Annotated in this window: 18 protein-coding genes; 7 read left to right on the top strand and 11 right to left on the bottom strand. The window is 57.3% G+C overall.

Annotation, left to right across the window (positions count from 1 at the left end; genetic code table 11):
* The first annotated feature begins 46 nt into the window (after positions 1–46).
* Positions 47–607: a LemA family protein gene (locus B8783_RS06330; RefSeq protein ID WP_084419208.1), complete on the top strand. Its 561-nt coding sequence runs from the start codon at positions 47–49 to the stop codon at positions 605–607.
* Positions 608–722: 115 nt separating this feature from the next.
* Here B8783_RS06330 and B8783_RS06325 read toward each other — a convergent pair whose 3' ends face one another.
* The 6 genes from B8783_RS06325 to B8783_RS06300 are packed head-to-tail and all read right to left on the bottom strand — an operon-like array spanning position 723 to position 7,441.
* Positions 723–2,303, bottom strand: coding sequence for a TRAP transporter large permease (locus B8783_RS06325; protein ID WP_084419206.1), 1,581 nt, complete (start codon positions 2,301–2,303; stop codon positions 723–725).
* A complete protein-coding gene (locus B8783_RS06320) occupies positions 2,293–2,961 on the bottom strand; it encodes a TRAP transporter small permease subunit (protein ID WP_084419204.1) in 669 nt (222 codons plus the stop codon). Before B8783_RS06320 ends, B8783_RS06325 begins: the two co-directional genes overlap by 11 nt.
* Positions 2,962–2,973: 12 nt before the next feature.
* Entirely contained in the window at positions 2,974–4,089 is a 1,116-nt protein-coding gene (locus B8783_RS06315; protein WP_084419202.1) for a TRAP transporter substrate-binding protein, read from the bottom strand.
* A gap of 52 nt (positions 4,090–4,141) precedes the next feature.
* Positions 4,142–4,906 carry an arginyltransferase gene (locus B8783_RS06310; RefSeq protein ID WP_084419200.1) on the bottom strand — a complete coding sequence of 255 codons (765 nt, stop codon included), beginning with the start codon at positions 4,904–4,906 and terminating at the stop codon, positions 4,142–4,144.
* 12 nt (positions 4,907–4,918) lie between these two features.
* Positions 4,919–6,757, bottom strand: coding sequence for an SLC13 family permease (locus B8783_RS06305; protein ID WP_084419198.1), 1,839 nt, complete (start codon positions 6,755–6,757; stop codon positions 4,919–4,921).
* Positions 6,758–6,802: 45 nt separating this feature from the next.
* Positions 6,803–7,441, bottom strand: coding sequence for an OmpA/MotB family protein (locus tag B8783_RS06300; protein WP_169711716.1), 639 nt, complete (start codon positions 7,439–7,441; stop codon positions 6,803–6,805).
* Between the two features lie 224 nt (positions 7,442–7,665).
* Between B8783_RS06300 and B8783_RS06295 the strand changes: the two genes are divergently transcribed.
* From B8783_RS06295 to B8783_RS06285, 3 genes are all read left to right on the top strand, one after another.
* Positions 7,666–8,535, top strand: a complete 870-nt coding sequence (locus B8783_RS06295) for an NAD(P)-dependent oxidoreductase (RefSeq protein WP_084419194.1) — start codon at positions 7,666–7,668, stop codon at positions 8,533–8,535.
* A 1-nt stretch (position 8,536) separates the two neighbouring features.
* Positions 8,537–9,538: a TIGR00341 family protein gene (locus tag B8783_RS06290; RefSeq protein WP_084419193.1), complete on the top strand. Its 1,002-nt coding sequence runs from the start codon at positions 8,537–8,539 to the stop codon at positions 9,536–9,538.
* A gap of 70 nt (positions 9,539–9,608) precedes the next feature.
* Positions 9,609–10,043, top strand: coding sequence for a DUF1801 domain-containing protein (locus tag B8783_RS06285; protein ID WP_084419191.1), 435 nt, complete (start codon positions 9,609–9,611; stop codon positions 10,041–10,043).
* Here the strand turns inward: B8783_RS06285 and dacB are convergent.
* Genes dacB through B8783_RS06265 form a run of 4 tightly spaced genes read right to left on the bottom strand, consistent with a single transcriptional unit; the run spans position 10,040 to position 13,433 of the window.
* Positions 10,040–11,500, bottom strand: coding sequence for a D-alanyl-D-alanine carboxypeptidase/D-alanyl-D-alanine endopeptidase (gene dacB / locus B8783_RS06280; RefSeq protein WP_139792268.1), 1,461 nt, complete (start codon positions 11,498–11,500; stop codon positions 10,040–10,042). The genes B8783_RS06285 and dacB overlap by 4 nt on opposite strands.
* A gap of 10 nt (positions 11,501–11,510) precedes the next feature.
* Positions 11,511–12,515 carry a porphobilinogen synthase gene (hemB, locus tag B8783_RS06275; RefSeq protein ID WP_084419187.1) on the bottom strand — a complete coding sequence of 335 codons (1,005 nt, stop codon included), beginning with the start codon at positions 12,513–12,515 and terminating at the stop codon, positions 11,511–11,513.
* A gap of 20 nt (positions 12,516–12,535) precedes the next feature.
* Positions 12,536–13,060, bottom strand: a complete 525-nt coding sequence (locus B8783_RS06270) for a GNAT family N-acetyltransferase (RefSeq protein ID WP_169711715.1) — start codon at positions 13,058–13,060, stop codon at positions 12,536–12,538.
* A gap of 55 nt (positions 13,061–13,115) precedes the next feature.
* Complete coding sequence (locus B8783_RS06265) at positions 13,116–13,433, bottom strand: PilZ domain-containing protein (protein WP_084419183.1); 318 nt, start codon at positions 13,431–13,433, stop codon at positions 13,116–13,118.
* Positions 13,434–13,739: 306 nt separating this feature from the next.
* Between B8783_RS06265 and B8783_RS06260 the strand changes: the two genes are divergently transcribed.
* Together B8783_RS06260 and B8783_RS06255 are read left to right on the top strand one after the other, a co-directional pair.
* Positions 13,740–14,234: a MarR family winged helix-turn-helix transcriptional regulator gene (locus B8783_RS06260; protein WP_233355694.1), complete on the top strand. Its 495-nt coding sequence runs from the start codon at positions 13,740–13,742 to the stop codon at positions 14,232–14,234.
* 45 nt (positions 14,235–14,279) lie between these two features.
* A complete protein-coding gene (locus B8783_RS06255) occupies positions 14,280–14,975 on the top strand; it encodes a hypothetical protein (protein ID WP_084419181.1) in 696 nt (231 codons plus the stop codon).
* Here B8783_RS06255 and B8783_RS06250 read toward each other — a convergent pair.
* Entirely contained in the window at positions 14,972–15,472 is a 501-nt protein-coding gene (locus tag B8783_RS06250) for a c-type cytochrome (protein ID WP_199288155.1), read from the bottom strand. The two genes, B8783_RS06255 and B8783_RS06250, sit on opposite strands and share 4 nt — an antisense overlap.
* 266 nt (positions 15,473–15,738) lie before the next feature.
* Here B8783_RS06250 and B8783_RS06245 point away from each other — a divergent pair, with 266 nt between their 5' ends.
* Positions 15,739–15,933: a hypothetical protein gene (locus B8783_RS06245; protein ID WP_084419177.1), complete on the top strand. Its 195-nt coding sequence runs from the start codon at positions 15,739–15,741 to the stop codon at positions 15,931–15,933.
* The last annotated feature ends 23 nt before the right edge of the window (positions 15,934–15,956 follow it).

The following is a 15,956-nucleotide window of genomic DNA, read 5'->3' as shown; positions in this document are numbered from 1 at the left end:
GCAGGTTTACTGAATCAGGCTTGTTATTTCTTTGGGGGGACACCCGTTGACACCTTTATTTGTAATTCTCGGCCTTCTGGCCCTGGTGCTCGTCTTTCTGGTCGGCATCTACAACTCGCTCGTGGCCAAACGGCAGCGGTGCAATCAGGCTTTCGCCGATATCGACGTTCAGCTGAAACAGCGTCAGAACCTTATTCCGAACCTTGTGGAGACGGTGAAAGGCTATGCCACGCATGAGCGCGAAACGCTCGATGCTGTTGTGCAGGCGCGCAATTCGGCTGTCGCAGCCGATACGCCAGCTCAGATGGCTCAAGCAGAAGGCGCCCTCACCGGAGCGCTTGGCCGACTGTTCGCGCTGTCCGAGGCTTATCCAGACCTCAAGGCGAATGAGAACTTCAAGGATCTGCAGGACGAACTGTCTGTGATCGAAGACAAGCTTGCCGCTGCGCGCCGTTTCTACAACTCGGCCGTTCAGGACTACAACACCTCGCGTGAGCAATTCCCGAACTCGGTTGTCGCCGGCATGTTCAATTTCGAAGAGCGCGAATTCTTCGACCTTGGCGGCGACCGTACGGCGCTGTCCAACGTACCAGAGGTCAAGTTCTAGCGCTTCAGGCGTAAGGGTTGCGCGTCGTTCGCGCGAACTAAACCTTTCTATCCAATCGAAGCCGCCATCGACCGACGTGTCGCTGGCGGCTTTTTTGTGTGCCGAATTGAGAGGCCTATTTGGCGGCGATACCCGGAAGCCAGGTTGCCAGCGCTGGGATCATCGCGACCAGAATGATCATCAGCAGCTGCAGACAGATGAAGGGCAGGGCCCCGCGCCATATGTCTGCGGTCTGGACGCTCTCTGGCGCCGCGCCGCGCAGATAGAAGAGTGCGAAGCCGAAGGGCGGCGTCAGGAAGCTCGTCTGAAGGTTCAGCGCCATCAGGATCGCCAGCCACACCGGATCAAACCCCATGATGATCAGCGGCGGCGCCACTAACGGTACGACGACAAAGATGATCTCGATAAAGTCCAGGAAGAAGCCAAGCACGAACATGACGAGCATGGCGCCCACCAGCGCGCCCCACTTACCGCCTGGAACGGATGCCAAGAGCTCTGCAACGGCGTCATCGCCTCCAAACCCCCGGAAGACGAGCGAAAAGAGCGACGCCCCAATCAGGATCAGGAAGACCATAGAGGTAATATGAACGCCGCTTTTCAAGGCGGGCAGAAGCTGGCCGCGCCTGTGCAGGATAAGCATTCCGGCGAGGGTCCCGGCCAGAAAGATCAGTGCGGAAATCACAACAACCGCGACGCCCGCATAAGTGCCCGCACTGGCAGTATCGATACCGGTCCGCAGATCCATGACATTTCTGATGAACAGGATCGCCACAAGGCCGCCGAACGCCGCCATGATGATCGTGGACAGCGCTTTGTCGCCGTCTTCGGAAAGCCGGAGACCCGCGAGCAGGATGGCGCCAGCCACACCGATCGAGGCAGCTTCGGTTGGCGTTGCAATACCGGACAGGATCGCGCCAAGCACGGCGATAATGAGCACGAGCGGCGCACCAAGGCCGAACGCGACCTCCTTTACTTTCAGCGGTTCGCTATCGTCATCGACGATCGGTGGGCAGGTACTCGGTTCCGTGAACGCCTTGAATGCGATCCATGCGAGATAGAAGCCAACCAGAAGGAGACCGGGGATGAGAGCGCCAGCAAAAAGATCGCCAACGGAGACCACGAAGGTGCCAACGCCCATCTTGTTCGCGGCCTGACTGGCTGCGTTCGAGACCGCGTCTGCGAGAAGAATGAGGACAATGCTGGGAGGGATGATCTGACCAAGCGTGCCGGACGCAGCGATTGTGCCGGTGGCGAGCTTAGGATCATAATTCTGCTTCAGCATGGAGGGCAGGGCGATCAGCGTCATCGTAATGACGGTCGCGCCAACAATGCCTGTCGAGGCAGCAAGCAGTGCGCCCACCAGAACCACAGAGTAGCCGAGCCCGCCTCGAACCCCGCCAAGCAGCCGGCTCGCAATATGCAGCAAGTCTTCCGCCACCCGCGAGCGTTCAAGGATGACGCCCATCAACACAAAAAGCGGAACAGCGATCAGCGTCTCGTTTTGCATGATAGAGCCGCCCTGAATGCGGCTCGGCAATGATAGCAGTAGCGGTTCGGGGAAGACGCCGAACGTGATGCCGACCAGCGCAAAGAGCAAGGCCACACCGCCCAGCGTAAGGGCAACCGGGTAGCCCGCCAGCAACGCAATGATCGCCGTCGCGAACATCAGAAGCGCAAGGATGATCTCAAGCTCCATGTTCGCTGCTTTCTGTTGGCGTGACGTTTTCGGTGCCCATGGGGCGACCGGTCAGTCTCAGCGCGGCTTTCAGGGCAATCGACAGGCCCGCAACAATCATGAGGACGGCAAAGATCGGCACGAGCGTCTTGAAGAGAAAGAGAATGGGCAGTCCGTCGCTTTCCCTGGAGCCTTCAAACAGCATCCATGTTCGCGTGAGCCCCTGTTCGCCTGTCGTCAGAAGCCGAATGCAGATTGGGAAGAGCAATAGATAGGTGCCCGCAAGCTCAATCCAGGCTCGCCCGTGCTCACCGAATTTCGGGCGCAAGATATCGACCCGCACATGCGCCTCGTCCCGAAGCGCAGAGGCCGCACCCAGCATGAAAATGGTCGCGAATGCATAGATCACGGACTCCGAGAGCCAGGTCCATGACAGGGCCAGCGCATAGCTGGAAATGACGACAGCCAGCTGAAGAATGAACAATAGAACCGCCGCGAACATGGCGATCTTCAGCACCCACTCAATCGCGTCATCCAGTTGTCGCGCCAGGGCAGTGCCTGCCGACTGCATAGGCTTGGGGACAATAAGAATAATAAGCGGCAGCAGCAGGACAGGCAGCAATACGATGCCGATCCATTTGAGGAATGTGCCGATCGTCAGGAAGAGGTCTGCATCCATGATGTCTGCGCCTTAGCTCGACCGGCCCAGTTCGCGGGCGGCGTAGTAGGGCCCGTCGGATACGGCGGCCCAATCGCTCATGGTTTTCAGGCCCGCTTCAAAGCTTTCATAGATCCGCTTCTCAATCCCGCTCTTGCCGGAATCGGCGCGCACATCACGCGCTGCTTCGGCCATCGCTTTGACGACATCGTCCGGGAAGGAACGAAGCTGTACGCCGTGTTCACGCGTCAGAATGTCGAGATAGACCGAGTTCTGATAGGTGAACTCGCCAAGCGAAGTGTGGTTGACGGACTGGCAAGCGGCCGTGATCAGCGCGCGTTCGCTTTCAGTCAGGCTTTCCCAGAGCTTCAGATTGATGCCAACGGCGAGACTGGCGCCCGGTTCGTGGAAGCCCGGTCCGTAATAATATGGCGCTTCCCGATAGAAGCCGAGCGAATAGTCATTCCATGGACCGACCCACTCGGTCGCGTCGATATTGCCAGTCTGGAGAGCCTGATAGATTTCGCCGCCCGGAAGAGCCTTTGCAGATCCACCGAGCGCCCGCAGCACATCGCCGCCTTGTCCGGGAATGCGCATCTGCAAACCGACGAGATCATTGAGGCCATTGATTTCCTTGCGAAACCAGCCGCCCATCTGATGGCCTGTGTTGGCGCCCTGTATCGCCTTTACCCCGAACTGGGCCGAGAGCTCATCCCAAAGCGCCTGACCACCACCAAAATCGATCCAGCCCATTATCTCCTGAGCCGTCATGCCGAATGGCACGGCGGTGAAGAAGGGGTACGCCGTCGATTTGGCCGTCCAGTAATATTCCGCGCCGTGATACATGTCCGCGGAACCATTTGCGACGGCGTCAAAGCTCTCAAAGGCCGGCACTAGCTCGCCGGCGGCATAGACTTTCACTTCGATGAGTCCATCAGACATGGCCGCAATCGTCTCACCGACGCGCTCAGCCGCCCGGCCAAGGCCCGGCAAGCCTTTCGGCCATGTCGTCACCATATTCAGGCGGCGCCGGTTCCGGCTAATCGCTGGTGCGGCGAGGTTCGCAGCGTGTTCGGGGCTGCCGAATGATGCGGCTGCACCGCCTATGCCAAGTAAGCCTGCACCCAGCAGGTTTCGTCTGCGTATCATTATCCTCCCCCGGATCGCACGGATCGTCCTGTCGGATTATGTCTGCAGGACTTTACTCGGTATCTTCAAGCGGACGCCAGACCGGCCCGTCAAGCACTTCAAGCGGTTGAAAGCGGCGCTTATAGTCCATTTTTGGACTCTGTTTGATCCAGTAGCCCAGATAGACGTGCGGCAGACCGAACTCATCCGCGCTTCGAATATGGTCCAGGATCAGATAGGTGCCCAGGCTACGTTTTGGCTGGCGGATATCGAAAAATGTGTAAACCATTGAAAAGCCATCACGGAGCACATCAGTCAGCGAGACCGCGATGAGGGGCGCATCTTCTTCAGGGCCCTCACGATATTCGAACATCAGGGTTTGAACGGGTGTTTCGTTCACCATGCCGGAAAATTCTCGAAAACCCATGTCAGACATGCCGCCGCCTTCATGACGCTCCAGAAGGTAGCGCTTCAACAGGCGGAATTGCTCACGCGTTGCCTTTGGCGGGACCGGCCGGCGTACAATATCGCTGTTACGGCGCAGAATGCGGGTCTGATTGCGGCTCGGCTCGAACCGGGTCGTATCGACTCGTACGCTGCGGCAGGCATTGCAGCTCGGGCAGGCCGGGCGATAGGCAACGGCTTGGCTGCGCCGGAAGCCCGCCTCGCTCAACTGGTTATGCAGGGCGTCAGGCGATGCCTGGTTCAAATGCGTGAACGCCTTGCGTTCAAACTGGTCGGGCAGATAGGGGCAAGGGGTCGGGCCCGTTACATAGAAACGAAGCCCCCGGCGGATACCAGGTACCGTAAATAAAGACTCATCAAGTTTCATCGTCATCGATTAAGCCACTCACAGGTCAAATCGCCAAGGGGCAATGAGTGTAAAAGCAATCCACATCACGACCAGTAATGGACCGCCAAACTTAACGAAATCAGAAAATTTGTAATGACCAGGCGCCATGACCAGCATGTTTGTCTGATAGGCAATGGGTGAAGCAAAGCTGCAATTGGATGCATAAATCACCGCGAGCAGGTAGGGCAGTGGCTCTGCCCCGGTCGTGTGGGCCGCTTCCAGAGCGACAGGCGCGAAGAGGACAGCTGTTGCGGCATTGCTGAGGATGTTGGTCAGAATGGCGACGCAGAGGAAGATTGCCGAGAGCACTGCAACAGGCCCGTAGGGCGATGCTAGGTCGACCACGAGTGTCGCAATCAGGGTGGCTGCCCCGGTGGCTTCGAGGGCCGTTCCCATCGCTAAAGCTGCGCCGATGACCAGAAATATCTTGAGATCGAGCGCGCGGCTTGCTTGCCGCGTATTCAGGCACTGCAGGAGGATCATGGCGGTTGCGGCAAGCACTGAGGCGATCAGAATGCTCGTTATGCCGAACGCGGCGAGGATAACCATGCCAAGCGCAATGGCGCGCGCAGCATAGCCGCGGGCGGTTATCGGAATTTCTGTCTGCGACCATTCAAGTAAAATGAGGTCGCGGCTGTTGCGCAGCTCCTGAAAGGCTTGCTGCGGACCGCAAAGCAACAAAGTGTCGCCAGCTTCCAGCCTGATCTCGCCGAGCCTGCTTCGTATCATCCTGGATCGGCGTTGAATGCCCAGCACGACTGCGGATGTCAGTCTGCGAAAGCCGAGCATTTCTACCGTCCGGCCAGCCATGCGTGAGCCCGGCGCGATGACCGCGTCGACCATGCTCAGCGCAGGCAGCGAGTTATCAACCTTTTCAGATGGGCCGGTGCCATTCCATATCTGTTGCAGCATGCCAGGCTGCCTCGCCAACAGGTCGGTCAGCGCCTTTCTTGTCGCAGCGACAATCACCAGATCTCCGTGCCGCAGCTCAATCTCGTCGAAAGGCGGCAACAAAGCGCGTTCGCCGCGCTGGATCATGCGAACCGTCATGTCTTTCAAATCGGGGTACATGCCGGCAACCGATGTCTTGCCGATCAGAAAATGGTCGCCGGTGACTTGGATCTGGGCGACAAACTGTTTGCCGGATGGCACGATTTCATCTGCTGACGTATCACGGTTTGGCAGGAGAAACCGCGAGAAGATCGCGATATACAACATGCCGATAGCAGCCAGCATCAGGCCCATCGGCGTCTGATCGAAAAATCCGAGCGAAATGCCTTCGATACGCCGGTAGGTGTCGGCCGCCAGCAGGTTGGTGGACGTTCCGATCAAGGTCGTCATGCCCGCCAGGATGGACACGAAGCTGAGCGGCATCATGAGTTTTGACGGTGACGTATTCATCCGCATGGCAATCGCGCTCATAATCGGAAGAAACATGATGACGACGGGCGTATTATTGGTGAACGCGCTGATCGCAAAGACGCTGAGAAACGTTAGCGCCAGTGTACTGATGGGGCGTTTGCCGTAGGAGCTGACCAGAGCTTTGGTTGGACCTTCTATCGCACCTGTCTGGAAAAGCCCCTGTCCGACAACCAGCAGTGCCATGATTGTGATCAATGCCGGGTTTCCGAACCCTTGTAGCAGGTCGGCCGGCCCGATGGGCGCGTCTGGCAGTCCCAGCATGCCTGGCAGGGCGAACAGCAAGAGCAGTGACGCAATCACGCAGACGGACACGATCTCCATCGACCAGCGATCGAGCACGTAAAAGCATATTGTAATGAGCACGATGCCCAGGCTGGCCCACATCGGCCAGTTGGAAATGAGCGGTTCGGCCATCCGGCCTCCTTGCCTGAAGCTCACGCCTGAGGCTGGAGCTGCATATTATTCGATGTGAATCACTATGCTCAACCGCCGGTTCTGAGGCAAGTTTGTTGCGTCAGGATCGAGCGGTTGTGTGTCGGCGAGACCTGCGACGCTTCGGATGCGGGTCGCGTCCAGTCCGTTTGCGACAAGCGCCCGGCGGGCCGCATTCGCCCGTTCCGAGGAAAGGTCCCAGTTTGAGTAGTTGGCCCGGTTAATAGGATCGCTATCGGTGTGACCTTCAATCGAGACCGGATAGTCGATTACAGCCAGCGCAGCCGCTGTCAGCGCGATCAAAGACTCGCCATGAGTGTTGAGCGTGGCATCGCCCTTTTCGAATAGCGGTGCGCGTTCAGGGTCGAGCAGATTGATGCGCACGCCTTCTTTTGTCGTCTGCAGGGTGACGCTTTCGGTCTCGTCGCTGAAGAGCGGAGTACTCTGTATTTTGGAGCTGAGTTGGTCACGCGGAGAGGGCGTCAGTGACATTGCTTGGACGGTGTTCACCGCTTTGCCGCCAAATCCTTCTGCAACGCTTTCCTTTTGTTCGGATGTCGCGCCATGAACGAGCCATAGGACCAGAAACAGAGCGCAGAGCGCCGTCAGGAAGTCTGCATAAGCAAGCTTCCAGGCACCCGTCCTGCGGGTAGGCGCTAGGGGCATTCTGCCCCTATTGCGCGACGTGGCGTCATATCCAGCCATTTCCAACCGATCTTTCTGATCTTGATGGTATGGTTATCAGGCCCGTTTTGAGATCAGGTCACTCGAATGGTTTGAATTTACAAGAAATGTAGTTTGATCTTGACCAGCGTGGTCTAGATCGATGGTGGTGTAGCGGTCCGTTGGTCGTTCAGGCTGGCATAAAGTCAAGAAGAGTTGAGGTATCCATGAGTAAGTGCGCATTTCTGGGGCTGGGCGTCATGGGCTATCCGATGGCTGGGCATCTGGTGGATGCCGGTCACGCCGTGAGTGTCTGGAACCGCACCTCGTCGAAAGCGGCAGACTGGGCCAAGCAGCATGATGGCACGCCCTATGAGACGGCTGCAGATGCGATCGCCGGCTGCGATTATGTTCTCCTTTGCCTCGGCGATGACCCTGACGTGGAAGCCGTTTTCGACCAGATCGAAGACAGCCTGTCGGAAGGGACTATTGTCGTAGACCACACGACGGCGAGCGCTGGGCTTGCGCGCAAACTTTATGAACGCTGCAAGGCAAAGAGCGCAGAATTCATAGACGCGCCGATCTCTGGCGGACAGGCCGGGGCCGAACGCGGTAAACTGACAATCATGTGCGGCGGTGATGACGCGGCCATGGCAAAGGCGACGCCTGTGATGCAGGCTTATGGCGCGCGTATCACACACATCGGAGAGAGCGGTGCAGGGCAGCTTGCAAAATCGGTCAATCAGATCTGCATTGCCGGTATCGTGCAGGGCCTCTCCGAAGGAATCCATTTCGCAGAGACGTCCGGTCTCGATGTGAGCAAGGTAATCGAAGCCATCTCAGGCGGCGCGGCACAAAGCTGGCAGATGGAAAACCGCTGGGAGACCATGGCAGAGCGGGACTTTGATCATGGGTTTGCGGTCGACTGGATGCGTAAGGATTTGCGGATAGCGCTGTCGGCGGCGCGCGAGAGCGGGGCGTCTCTGCCCGTGACGGCGCTCGTTGATCAGTATTATGCGGATATTCAGGCCATGGGCGGATCGCGCTGGGATACGTCGAGTCTGATCAACCGCTTCCGGAAAGGCGATCGCGACTAGCGTGAGACAACTCGAAATTCATCTCAAGAAGCGCGACAGCGATACGGTTATTCGAGCCATAAAGGCATTCGGCCCCATCGACTCGATCTCTTTTCCGGTGGAGCAACAGGACCGGGTGCTGATCCGCGTCCTGATGCATGACGGACGCTCGCAGACGCTGACGGATGCACTTAGCTCTGCGCTTGAAGGCTGCCGTGACTGGCGAATTACGACAATCCCGATTGAAGCCACGCTCCCCACGCCGGAGCCGATGGAAGAGGACGCGCAGCAGGCGAATAACAGGGTATTGAGGGAAGAGCTGCTCGACGATGTTACCCGCGATGCAACGCTTACGTTCGATTTTCTGATCCTGTCCGCGCTCTCGACAGTTGTGGCCGCCATCGGTTTGAATTCTGATGGTGTGGCGGCTGTTATCGGCGCAATGGTCATCGCGCCGCTTCTCGGGCCGATACTCGGCTTCTCGCTTGGGGCAGGCCTTGGTAACATGAACCTGATCCGCGAGTCCGGCAAAACACTGGCCGCTGGTCTCGCCGTAGCTCTGATTGTTGCTTTTGCGATCTCTTTCACCCTGAAACTGGATACAAGCAGCCAGCAGCTGATGTCCCGAGCAGAAGTCAGGCTGGACAGTCTTGCTCTGGCCCTTGCGGCAGGGGGCGCCGCAGCGCTTTCAATGGCCAGGGGCCAGGCGTCCGCACTCGTTGGCGTCATGGTTGCGGCGGCTCTGCTTCCACCTGGGGCAGCGTTTGGCCTGTTTATCGGTAGCGGGGAATGGATGCTGGCGTCGCGGTCAGGCCTTTTGCTGCTGCTCAATATTGCATGCCTTGTGCTTTCAGCGCTCGCAGTCTTCCGGCTCAAAAATATCAGGCCAAGAGGCTGGGTTGACCAACAGAATGCCGACCGGGCCTTCTATATCAATGTCGGTCTGTCGATCCTCTTCCTTGTGATTGCCAGCGTGCTGATCGTCTACTTCGATCTCGGCCACAAGGTTGACCTTGGGAATTAGAGCTTTCGCCGGGAGGCTTTGCGGCTGTTGCCTGTGCGAGTAGTCTGCCCGCAGGCGAGGGGAGCCGCAATTGGCCAAAGCTGAGAACAAGACCAGGCAGACCAAGCTGTCACCATCTGCCTTTATTGCGTCTATTGACCATGAGGTCCGTCGCGCTGACGCTTTTCGCCTGCTCGAGATTTTCAAGGACGTTACGAATCTGGAACCCCGGATGTGGGGACCAAGCATGATTGGCTATGGTCGCTACCACTACAAATATGAAAGTGGTCGCGAAGGCGAGTTCTTCATGACCGGGTTCTCGCCGCGCAAGGCCAATCTGGCGGTCTACATATTGCCCGGCTATGTCGGTCTCGAAGACAAACTGTCCCGTCTTGGAAAGCACAAACTTGGCAAGTCGTGCCTCTACATAAACAAGCTGGCCGACATTGATGAAAGCGTGCTCGCTGAAATCATTGATTTCGGACTTCAATACATGCGCGCAAAATATGAGACGTGGGACGTTTAACCGACGCGTTCGATTATGTTCTCCAGAACATCGTCGATCAGTTTTCGGGTCTGATAGCCGTTCAAAGGTGTGTCATTGGCAAAAATCGCAAAAGCATATGTCTTGCCGCTCGCGCTCTCAAAATAGCCTGCGAGGGCGGACACCCCCCTTACGCTGCCGGTCTTGGCGTGAATCCGATTTGGCTTTCTTATATTCTTGAAGCGGTATTTCAGTGTTCCGTCTTCGCCGCCGACGGCCAGATAGGATTCCCACCTTTTGTACCAGTCCTGCTTGCTGGCCCAGACCAGCAATGAACTCATCGCTTCCGGGGTCATCCTGTTATAAACGGACAGACCAGAGCCGTCTGCCAGATTGAAATCCTTGCGATCGGCGCCTGCTTTGATGAGCGTATCGCTCACCAGCTTCAAGCCAGCCATCTGTGACCGATCACCCTGGGTGAGCGAGATGTGGTGAAGCAGTATTTCAGTATAGAAGTTGTCGCTGTCATGCAGGATCGAATTAAGGAACTCATCCCGGTCCGGCAGGGGAAGAGTAAAGTCGGGCGTTTGATTTACCGACTTTGCATCGTCCACTTTCGGTGAATATCTGATGTCACTTCGAATGACGGATCCGTGCACTTCCACGCCGCGCTGTTCGAGCATCAGCTTCAGAACTTCGCCTGCATAAAGGGCAGGGTCATCCAGGCCGAACTTCAATTCGACGGGAGGGGAGGCGAGGGGCAGATCTCCGACCATATAGGCTTCGCGCGCGCCAGGGCGCCGGATCAGGTCGAGATCAAAACTGCGGCTTGGAACGGTTTGCGCTTCTGTTGTGGAGATACCGAAGGCGGGGGCCCAGTCCCACTCCACGACCGGCGCTGAACCTTGTCGGGGCCCGGGGGTCAGTTCCGCACGGGCGGTGCCACCATCAACGCTTAAAGCTGTGATTGCAGTTGCATATCCGAACCGGAAGTCTTCATGGCTCCAGCCCGTCGGCCAGTGTGGCGGCAGAAAGAGGGAATCGTTCACGTCGACAGAAGCAATGTGCTCTATGCCGGTCGCCACAATAGCATCAGCAATTTGCTGCAGGCAGTTTGTCTTGCAATCTGACGCGGAAGACAGGGTCGGATCACCACTGCCGATAAGTTCAACAACCGGATAATTTGAAAGCGGGGATGGTTTTAGCCGGTAGCCGGTTCCGCTTGGCCATTTGCCCTCTTCGAATGACCCCAATGTATCGAAAGCCGTTGCGGTTGTTGCCAGCTTGAGGGTCGACGCGAGCGCAAATCTTTCATCTTCGGACAGCGCGACCGCTTCTTCTCCATCGAGCGCCTTTACCGAAATGCCCCACCTGCCACCTTCCAGGTCGGGCAGCTTGAACGAGTCTTTGCCAAGCCTCTCAGCGGAAGCAAGTGGCGCGCAGGCAATGAAGGCGACACTCAGGGTGGCCAGCCAGATAGCCGCGCGCGATGATGACATGAAAAGCACCTTAGTCGTTTAACTGATGTGCTGCTGCTTCTGCGAAATAAGTGATGATCCCTGAAGCGCCAGCACGTTTGAAGCAGAGCAACGTCTCCATCATCACACGGGTTTCATCAATCCAGCCTTTCTCTCCAGCCGCCTTGATCTGGGCGTATTCGCCAGACACCTGAAACGCGATTGTCGGGATGGCAAAGGTCTCCGATACACGCCGGACAATATCGAGATAGGGCAGGCCAGGCTTCACCATGACCATGTCTGCGCCTTCGGCAATATCCATGGCGACTTCGCGCAGCGCTTCATCGGAATTGGCCGGGTTCTGCTGGTAGGTTTTCTTGTCACCCGTCAGCGCCGTCGCTGACCCGATTGCATCGCGATAGGGCCCGTAGAAGCCACTGGCATATTTAGCAGCGTAGGAGAGGATCATTGTATTGGAATGACCTTCACTCTCCAGTGCCTGACGGATCGCGCCGATACGCCCGTCCATCATGTCTGACGGGGCCACCATGTCACAGCCAGCTGCGGCCTGGACAAGTGCCTGTTCAATCAGGACGGCTGTCGTCTCATCATTCATGACGTAGCCGGAGGCATCGATCAGCCCGTCATGGCCGTGCGACGTGAACGGATCCAGCGCGACATCACATATGATGCCGACATCAGGGGCCGCATCCTTCATCGCCTTGATCGCCCGCGGCACAAGTCCATCAGGGTTCAGGGCTTCACTGCCTGTCTCGTCTTTGTAGCGCGGGTTGAGATGCGGGAACATCGCGATCGCTGGAATGCCGAGGTCGCTCGCGCGCTTTGCGGCTGCCGCAGCTTCATCAACATTGAGACGCACCAGACCGGGCATCGAGCCGACAGGTATGCTGGGCTCGTCGCCATCATGGACGACCATGGACCAGATCAGATCCTTGCGCTGGAGCGTATTTTCCGCGGACAGGTTTCGGATCCAGCCAGACTGGCGAAGTCGGCGCAGGCGGGTAGCAGGAAAGCTTTGTGGGTATGGAGATGTCATGCCCGCTTTCTATCGCGGATTCAGAGATTGCGAACCGTCTTTCTCATGAAAATCCGCAGTGAGACGTCCATGAAAGGCGCTTGCGCGGCCTCGACCTCCTTCATGAAGGACGAGTAGGCGTGTTTCGGGATCACTCCATATCCTAGCGACGCGTAGAACGGACCGTTCCATGCAAGATCGCGGAAGGTGGATAAAAGAATGGAATTGATGCCGAGGTTGGTTGCCATGTCTTCTGCCGTTTTCATCAGCGCTGTGCCGATGCCGCGCCGACCGAAGTCTGGGGACACGCTTATCTGGTCGATATAAAGGTCGCCATCCTGGATGGAGGCCATCAAAAAGCCCGCGACGTCGCCGCTCTCAACGACGGCAACTTTCATAAGACCGCGATCTATCGCGGCATTGATGGCATCAGCTGAAACATGATCGCCAAGCGCGTCTTTACTCAACAGGCCGGTCGGTCGGAAAAGGTCTGACGCCGCTATGTCGACAGCTATGACGCTAGGCGCATCGCTCGAACGTCCGTCGCGGATATGGGGGGATTGCAAGTTTTCCGCCTCGATTGTGGCTCAAGCCGCAAGACCTGACCTATTAATCGCGGCGCTATAGCTGGATCGTTTGTGAGCTTAGAAAGTGGACACCAACAAGCGGTCCACGCTGCCACTGCCGTGACGAGGTACAGCGTTTGATCTTCTGCTTGTCAGGGCTCAGAATTTCGACTGTGAAGCGCGCCGGAAGCATGACGGTCTTGTTCAGCAGGATCTTTGCGCCGCGTTGCGACAAATCCTTTACGATGAAAGGAATCTTGAAGCCTGTTTCGAGTATCAGCGTGCCGGAAGTGTTGACTTCAAAGCGCGGATGATCGCGCTGATCGGACATGTCTTCCGACTCCTGGGCTGCGTTGTTCAATTGATTGGTCATCGGTTTTCTATCCACATTCCCAACTCATAAATGCCGCCAGAATTTCAGATAATCATATCATGGATGTCAGGCGGCCATGACTTTGTTGATCCGCGGCGGTCGACTCAACGGCCAATTGTCGCGCCCGAATAGTTTATACATCGTTGAATTGAGTGAGATCGGGGTTTTTGTCGCCGAAGGTAACGGTTTGGACGTCAAATATTAACGAATCGGGGCCGTCAAACCCCCATGTTTAACGAAATGTCAGGAAGATCGGCGTAACTCTGTTCAAACTACAACAAAAGTTGAGTGATGATGGTGATAACAATGAACAACGCTGTGCAAGCAGTGACCGCTGAAGATACGGTTGCTGAATCTTTCCTGAAATCCCTTTCTCTTCTTGAGCAAGCACATCGTCGGTTGCACGATGTCGTCAAGGATGATCTCGAGCGTGGCGGTGAACGTCACCTGACGGGTGTCCAGGCGCTGCTTCTCTATGAAATTGGCGAAGGCGAAACCCCGGCTTCAACGCTGCGTGCCCGTGGGGCATTTGCTGGCACGAGCCTCAGCTATAACATCAAGAAACTTCAGGAAGGTGGATACCTGCTGCAGTCGCGGTCGGAAGCCGACAAACGCACCGTGCACCTTCGCCTGACAGAGCGCGGCCACACCGTCCGCAAGCGTGTCGAAGGTCTCTTCGCCAAGCAGGCAACGGCGCTTGAGCCGACAGCGAGCGTTCGTCCGGTGGATCTCACTCAGCTGAACAAGACGGTATCGCGCCTTGAGCGTTTCTGGTCTGACCAGATCCGGTTCCGTCTATAATTGTGACTTTTCAACCATGAGCAGAACGCCTAGTGCTTTTCGCTCATGGTCCGATTATGTCCCGTCCTGATCGCGGTGTTCGCAGCCGCGCCATGCCACGCTGGTCCCTGGGGCCAGCCGCATGGCGATCTCTATTCCCGTGTCGCAATTTCGCTCGGTGAAGTGGAGGGTCTGGCCAGCGGCCGGGTCGATGCATATGCCGAGTACGGCTTGTCGGACACATGGACGTCGACGCTGAAATATGAGCGCGTCGCGTTCGACGGATATCCTGAATTTACAGCCGACGGATGGCGCGCGACCTTGCGGCGCCCGTTTCGGCTGGGAGAAACGTACCAGGCGTCCATTGAATTTGGCTTACTGGAAGGGGCTGCCATTGGTGGGGCTGCAGGATGCAAGAGTCTGGGCGTTGAGGGGCGCGCCGGGCTTGGCCGCTCCTATAAGGAAAACACCGAGCAAGACCGCGATGGCTTCTGGTTTGCCGACATTGCATACCGGGCGCACGAAGACGGGTGCGAACGGTACCGGCTGGAGGCTGGATGGGGCAGGGAGATCTACCCCGGCATCTGGACTATTACCCAAGCCTGGCTGGACGATGGCACAACCAATGCCAGCTCTCAGAAATACCAGTTCGAATATCTCTGGCGCCTGCCGGCGGTCGATTTATCCATCGGCGTTCTTCAGGAACTCGGCGGTGAGTTCGAGGAGTCGGCCGCGTTCTTCGCGGTGGCCAAAACCTTCTAGTCCGCCGTCTCGGAAGCGGCGCCCGCGTCGTATCCGCTTTCCAGCATCAGATAGGCGATAACGGCATGCCGGGCATTCTCCTGACGCACGCCCGCAAAGGTCATGTTGTTGCCGGGCAGATAGTCATTCGGATTGGCAAGCCAATGCTCCACGCGATCAGGTGTCCACTGAAAGTCGGCAGCGCTCAGCGCCTTGGAATAGGCGAACCCCTCTTTGGAGCCGGCCTGACGGCCAAATATGCCGTGAAGATTTGGCCCCACCAGATCGCGGCCGCCAGCTGTCACGGTGTGACAGCTCCCGCACAGTTTGAATGTCCGGCGACCAAGGGCGTAATCCGCACTGGCATAGGGTTCAGGAAAACCTGAGAAGTCACGCGACACCGGATCTGCAGCAGTCTCTGGCGCCGTCACGGCGGGCGCGACCGGCTGAGTTGCGGTTGAAGCGGGTGGTTCGATTCGCTCGGGCTCTTGCGCCGTACGATCACACGATGCGGCCATGGCTAGCAGCGAGGCTAAAGCAATAGAGGAAAAACAACGCATTGTGGGCATAAGTTAAACCAGGACGTCTTCGTGTCTTTGAACGATCGCCGTTCAGATGCGGGATGAAAAATCGAGTTTTATGGATACCACGGCGATGCCGATCAGGCACTTGGTCAGCCTGACGCATCCTGCAGTGTTGTCGCAGTTTTCGGTCTCCAGTAAGCCCCACATTAACTCCCGCGGACTATATTTTTTCCAATAACAACAGAAAGTTGGGTGAAAAAATGGGCTATAAGCTGGCAGGTCTCACGGCCTGTTCGCCGATGGGGGCTGCGAGCGCAGTTGCTGATCCGCGAGCGTCCGATGTCTCAATCGGTTTCAAAAACACCACGACCGGTATCCTGAGGGGCAAAGCCCGAGGCGACGTCTCGACGACAGGCGAATGCCGCCACAGCGTCACTGAGCCTACCCTCTCGTAGATGGGCTTCGGTCGGCGAATTAG

This window comes from Henriciella litoralis (genome assembly GCF_002088935.1).
GTDB classification, from domain to species: domain Bacteria; phylum Pseudomonadota; class Alphaproteobacteria; order Caulobacterales; family Hyphomonadaceae; genus Henriciella; species Henriciella litoralis.
Note: the sequence above shows the minus strand (reverse complement) of the source record. Positions and strands in the feature narration are given on the sequence as shown.

Excerpts from the sequence above, each read along its gene's own strand:
- B8783_RS06325 (WP_084419206.1), bottom strand. The coding sequence starts at position 2,303 with ATGGAGCTTGAGATCATCCTTGCGCTTCTGATGTTCGCGACGGCGATC.
- B8783_RS06320 (WP_084419204.1), bottom strand. The coding sequence starts at position 2,961 with ATGGATGCAGACCTCTTCCTGACGATCGGCACATTCCTCAAATGGATC.
- B8783_RS06315 (WP_084419202.1), bottom strand. The coding sequence starts at position 4,089 with ATGATACGCAGACGAAACCTGCTGGGTGCAGGCTTACTTGGCATAGGC.
- B8783_RS06310 (WP_084419200.1), bottom strand. The coding sequence starts at position 4,906 with ATGACGATGAAACTTGATGAGTCTTTATTTACGGTACCTGGTATCCGC.
- B8783_RS06305 (WP_084419198.1), bottom strand. The coding sequence starts at position 6,757 with ATGGCCGAACCGCTCATTTCCAACTGGCCGATGTGGGCCAGCCTGGGC.
- B8783_RS06300 (WP_169711716.1), bottom strand. The coding sequence starts at position 7,441 with ATGCCCCTAGCGCCTACCCGCAGGACGGGTGCCTGGAAGCTTGCTTAT.
- B8783_RS06295 (WP_084419194.1), top strand. The coding sequence starts at position 7,666 with ATGAGTAAGTGCGCATTTCTGGGGCTGGGCGTCATGGGCTATCCGATG.
- dacB (WP_139792268.1), bottom strand. The coding sequence starts at position 11,500 with ATGTCATCATCGCGCGCGGCTATCTGGCTGGCCACCCTGAGTGTCGCC.
- hemB (WP_084419187.1), bottom strand. The coding sequence starts at position 12,515 with ATGACATCTCCATACCCACAAAGCTTTCCTGCTACCCGCCTGCGCCGA.
- B8783_RS06265 (WP_084419183.1), bottom strand. The coding sequence starts at position 13,433 with ATGACCAATCAATTGAACAACGCAGCCCAGGAGTCGGAAGACATGTCC.
- B8783_RS06260 (WP_233355694.1), top strand. The coding sequence starts at position 13,740 with ATGAACAACGCTGTGCAAGCAGTGACCGCTGAAGATACGGTTGCTGAA.
- B8783_RS06255 (WP_084419181.1), top strand. The coding sequence starts at position 14,280 with ATGGTCCGATTATGTCCCGTCCTGATCGCGGTGTTCGCAGCCGCGCCA.
- B8783_RS06250 (WP_199288155.1), bottom strand. The coding sequence starts at position 15,472 with ATGGCCGCATCGTGTGATCGTACGGCGCAAGAGCCCGAGCGAATCGAA.
- B8783_RS06245 (WP_084419177.1), top strand. The coding sequence starts at position 15,739 with ATGGGCTATAAGCTGGCAGGTCTCACGGCCTGTTCGCCGATGGGGGCT.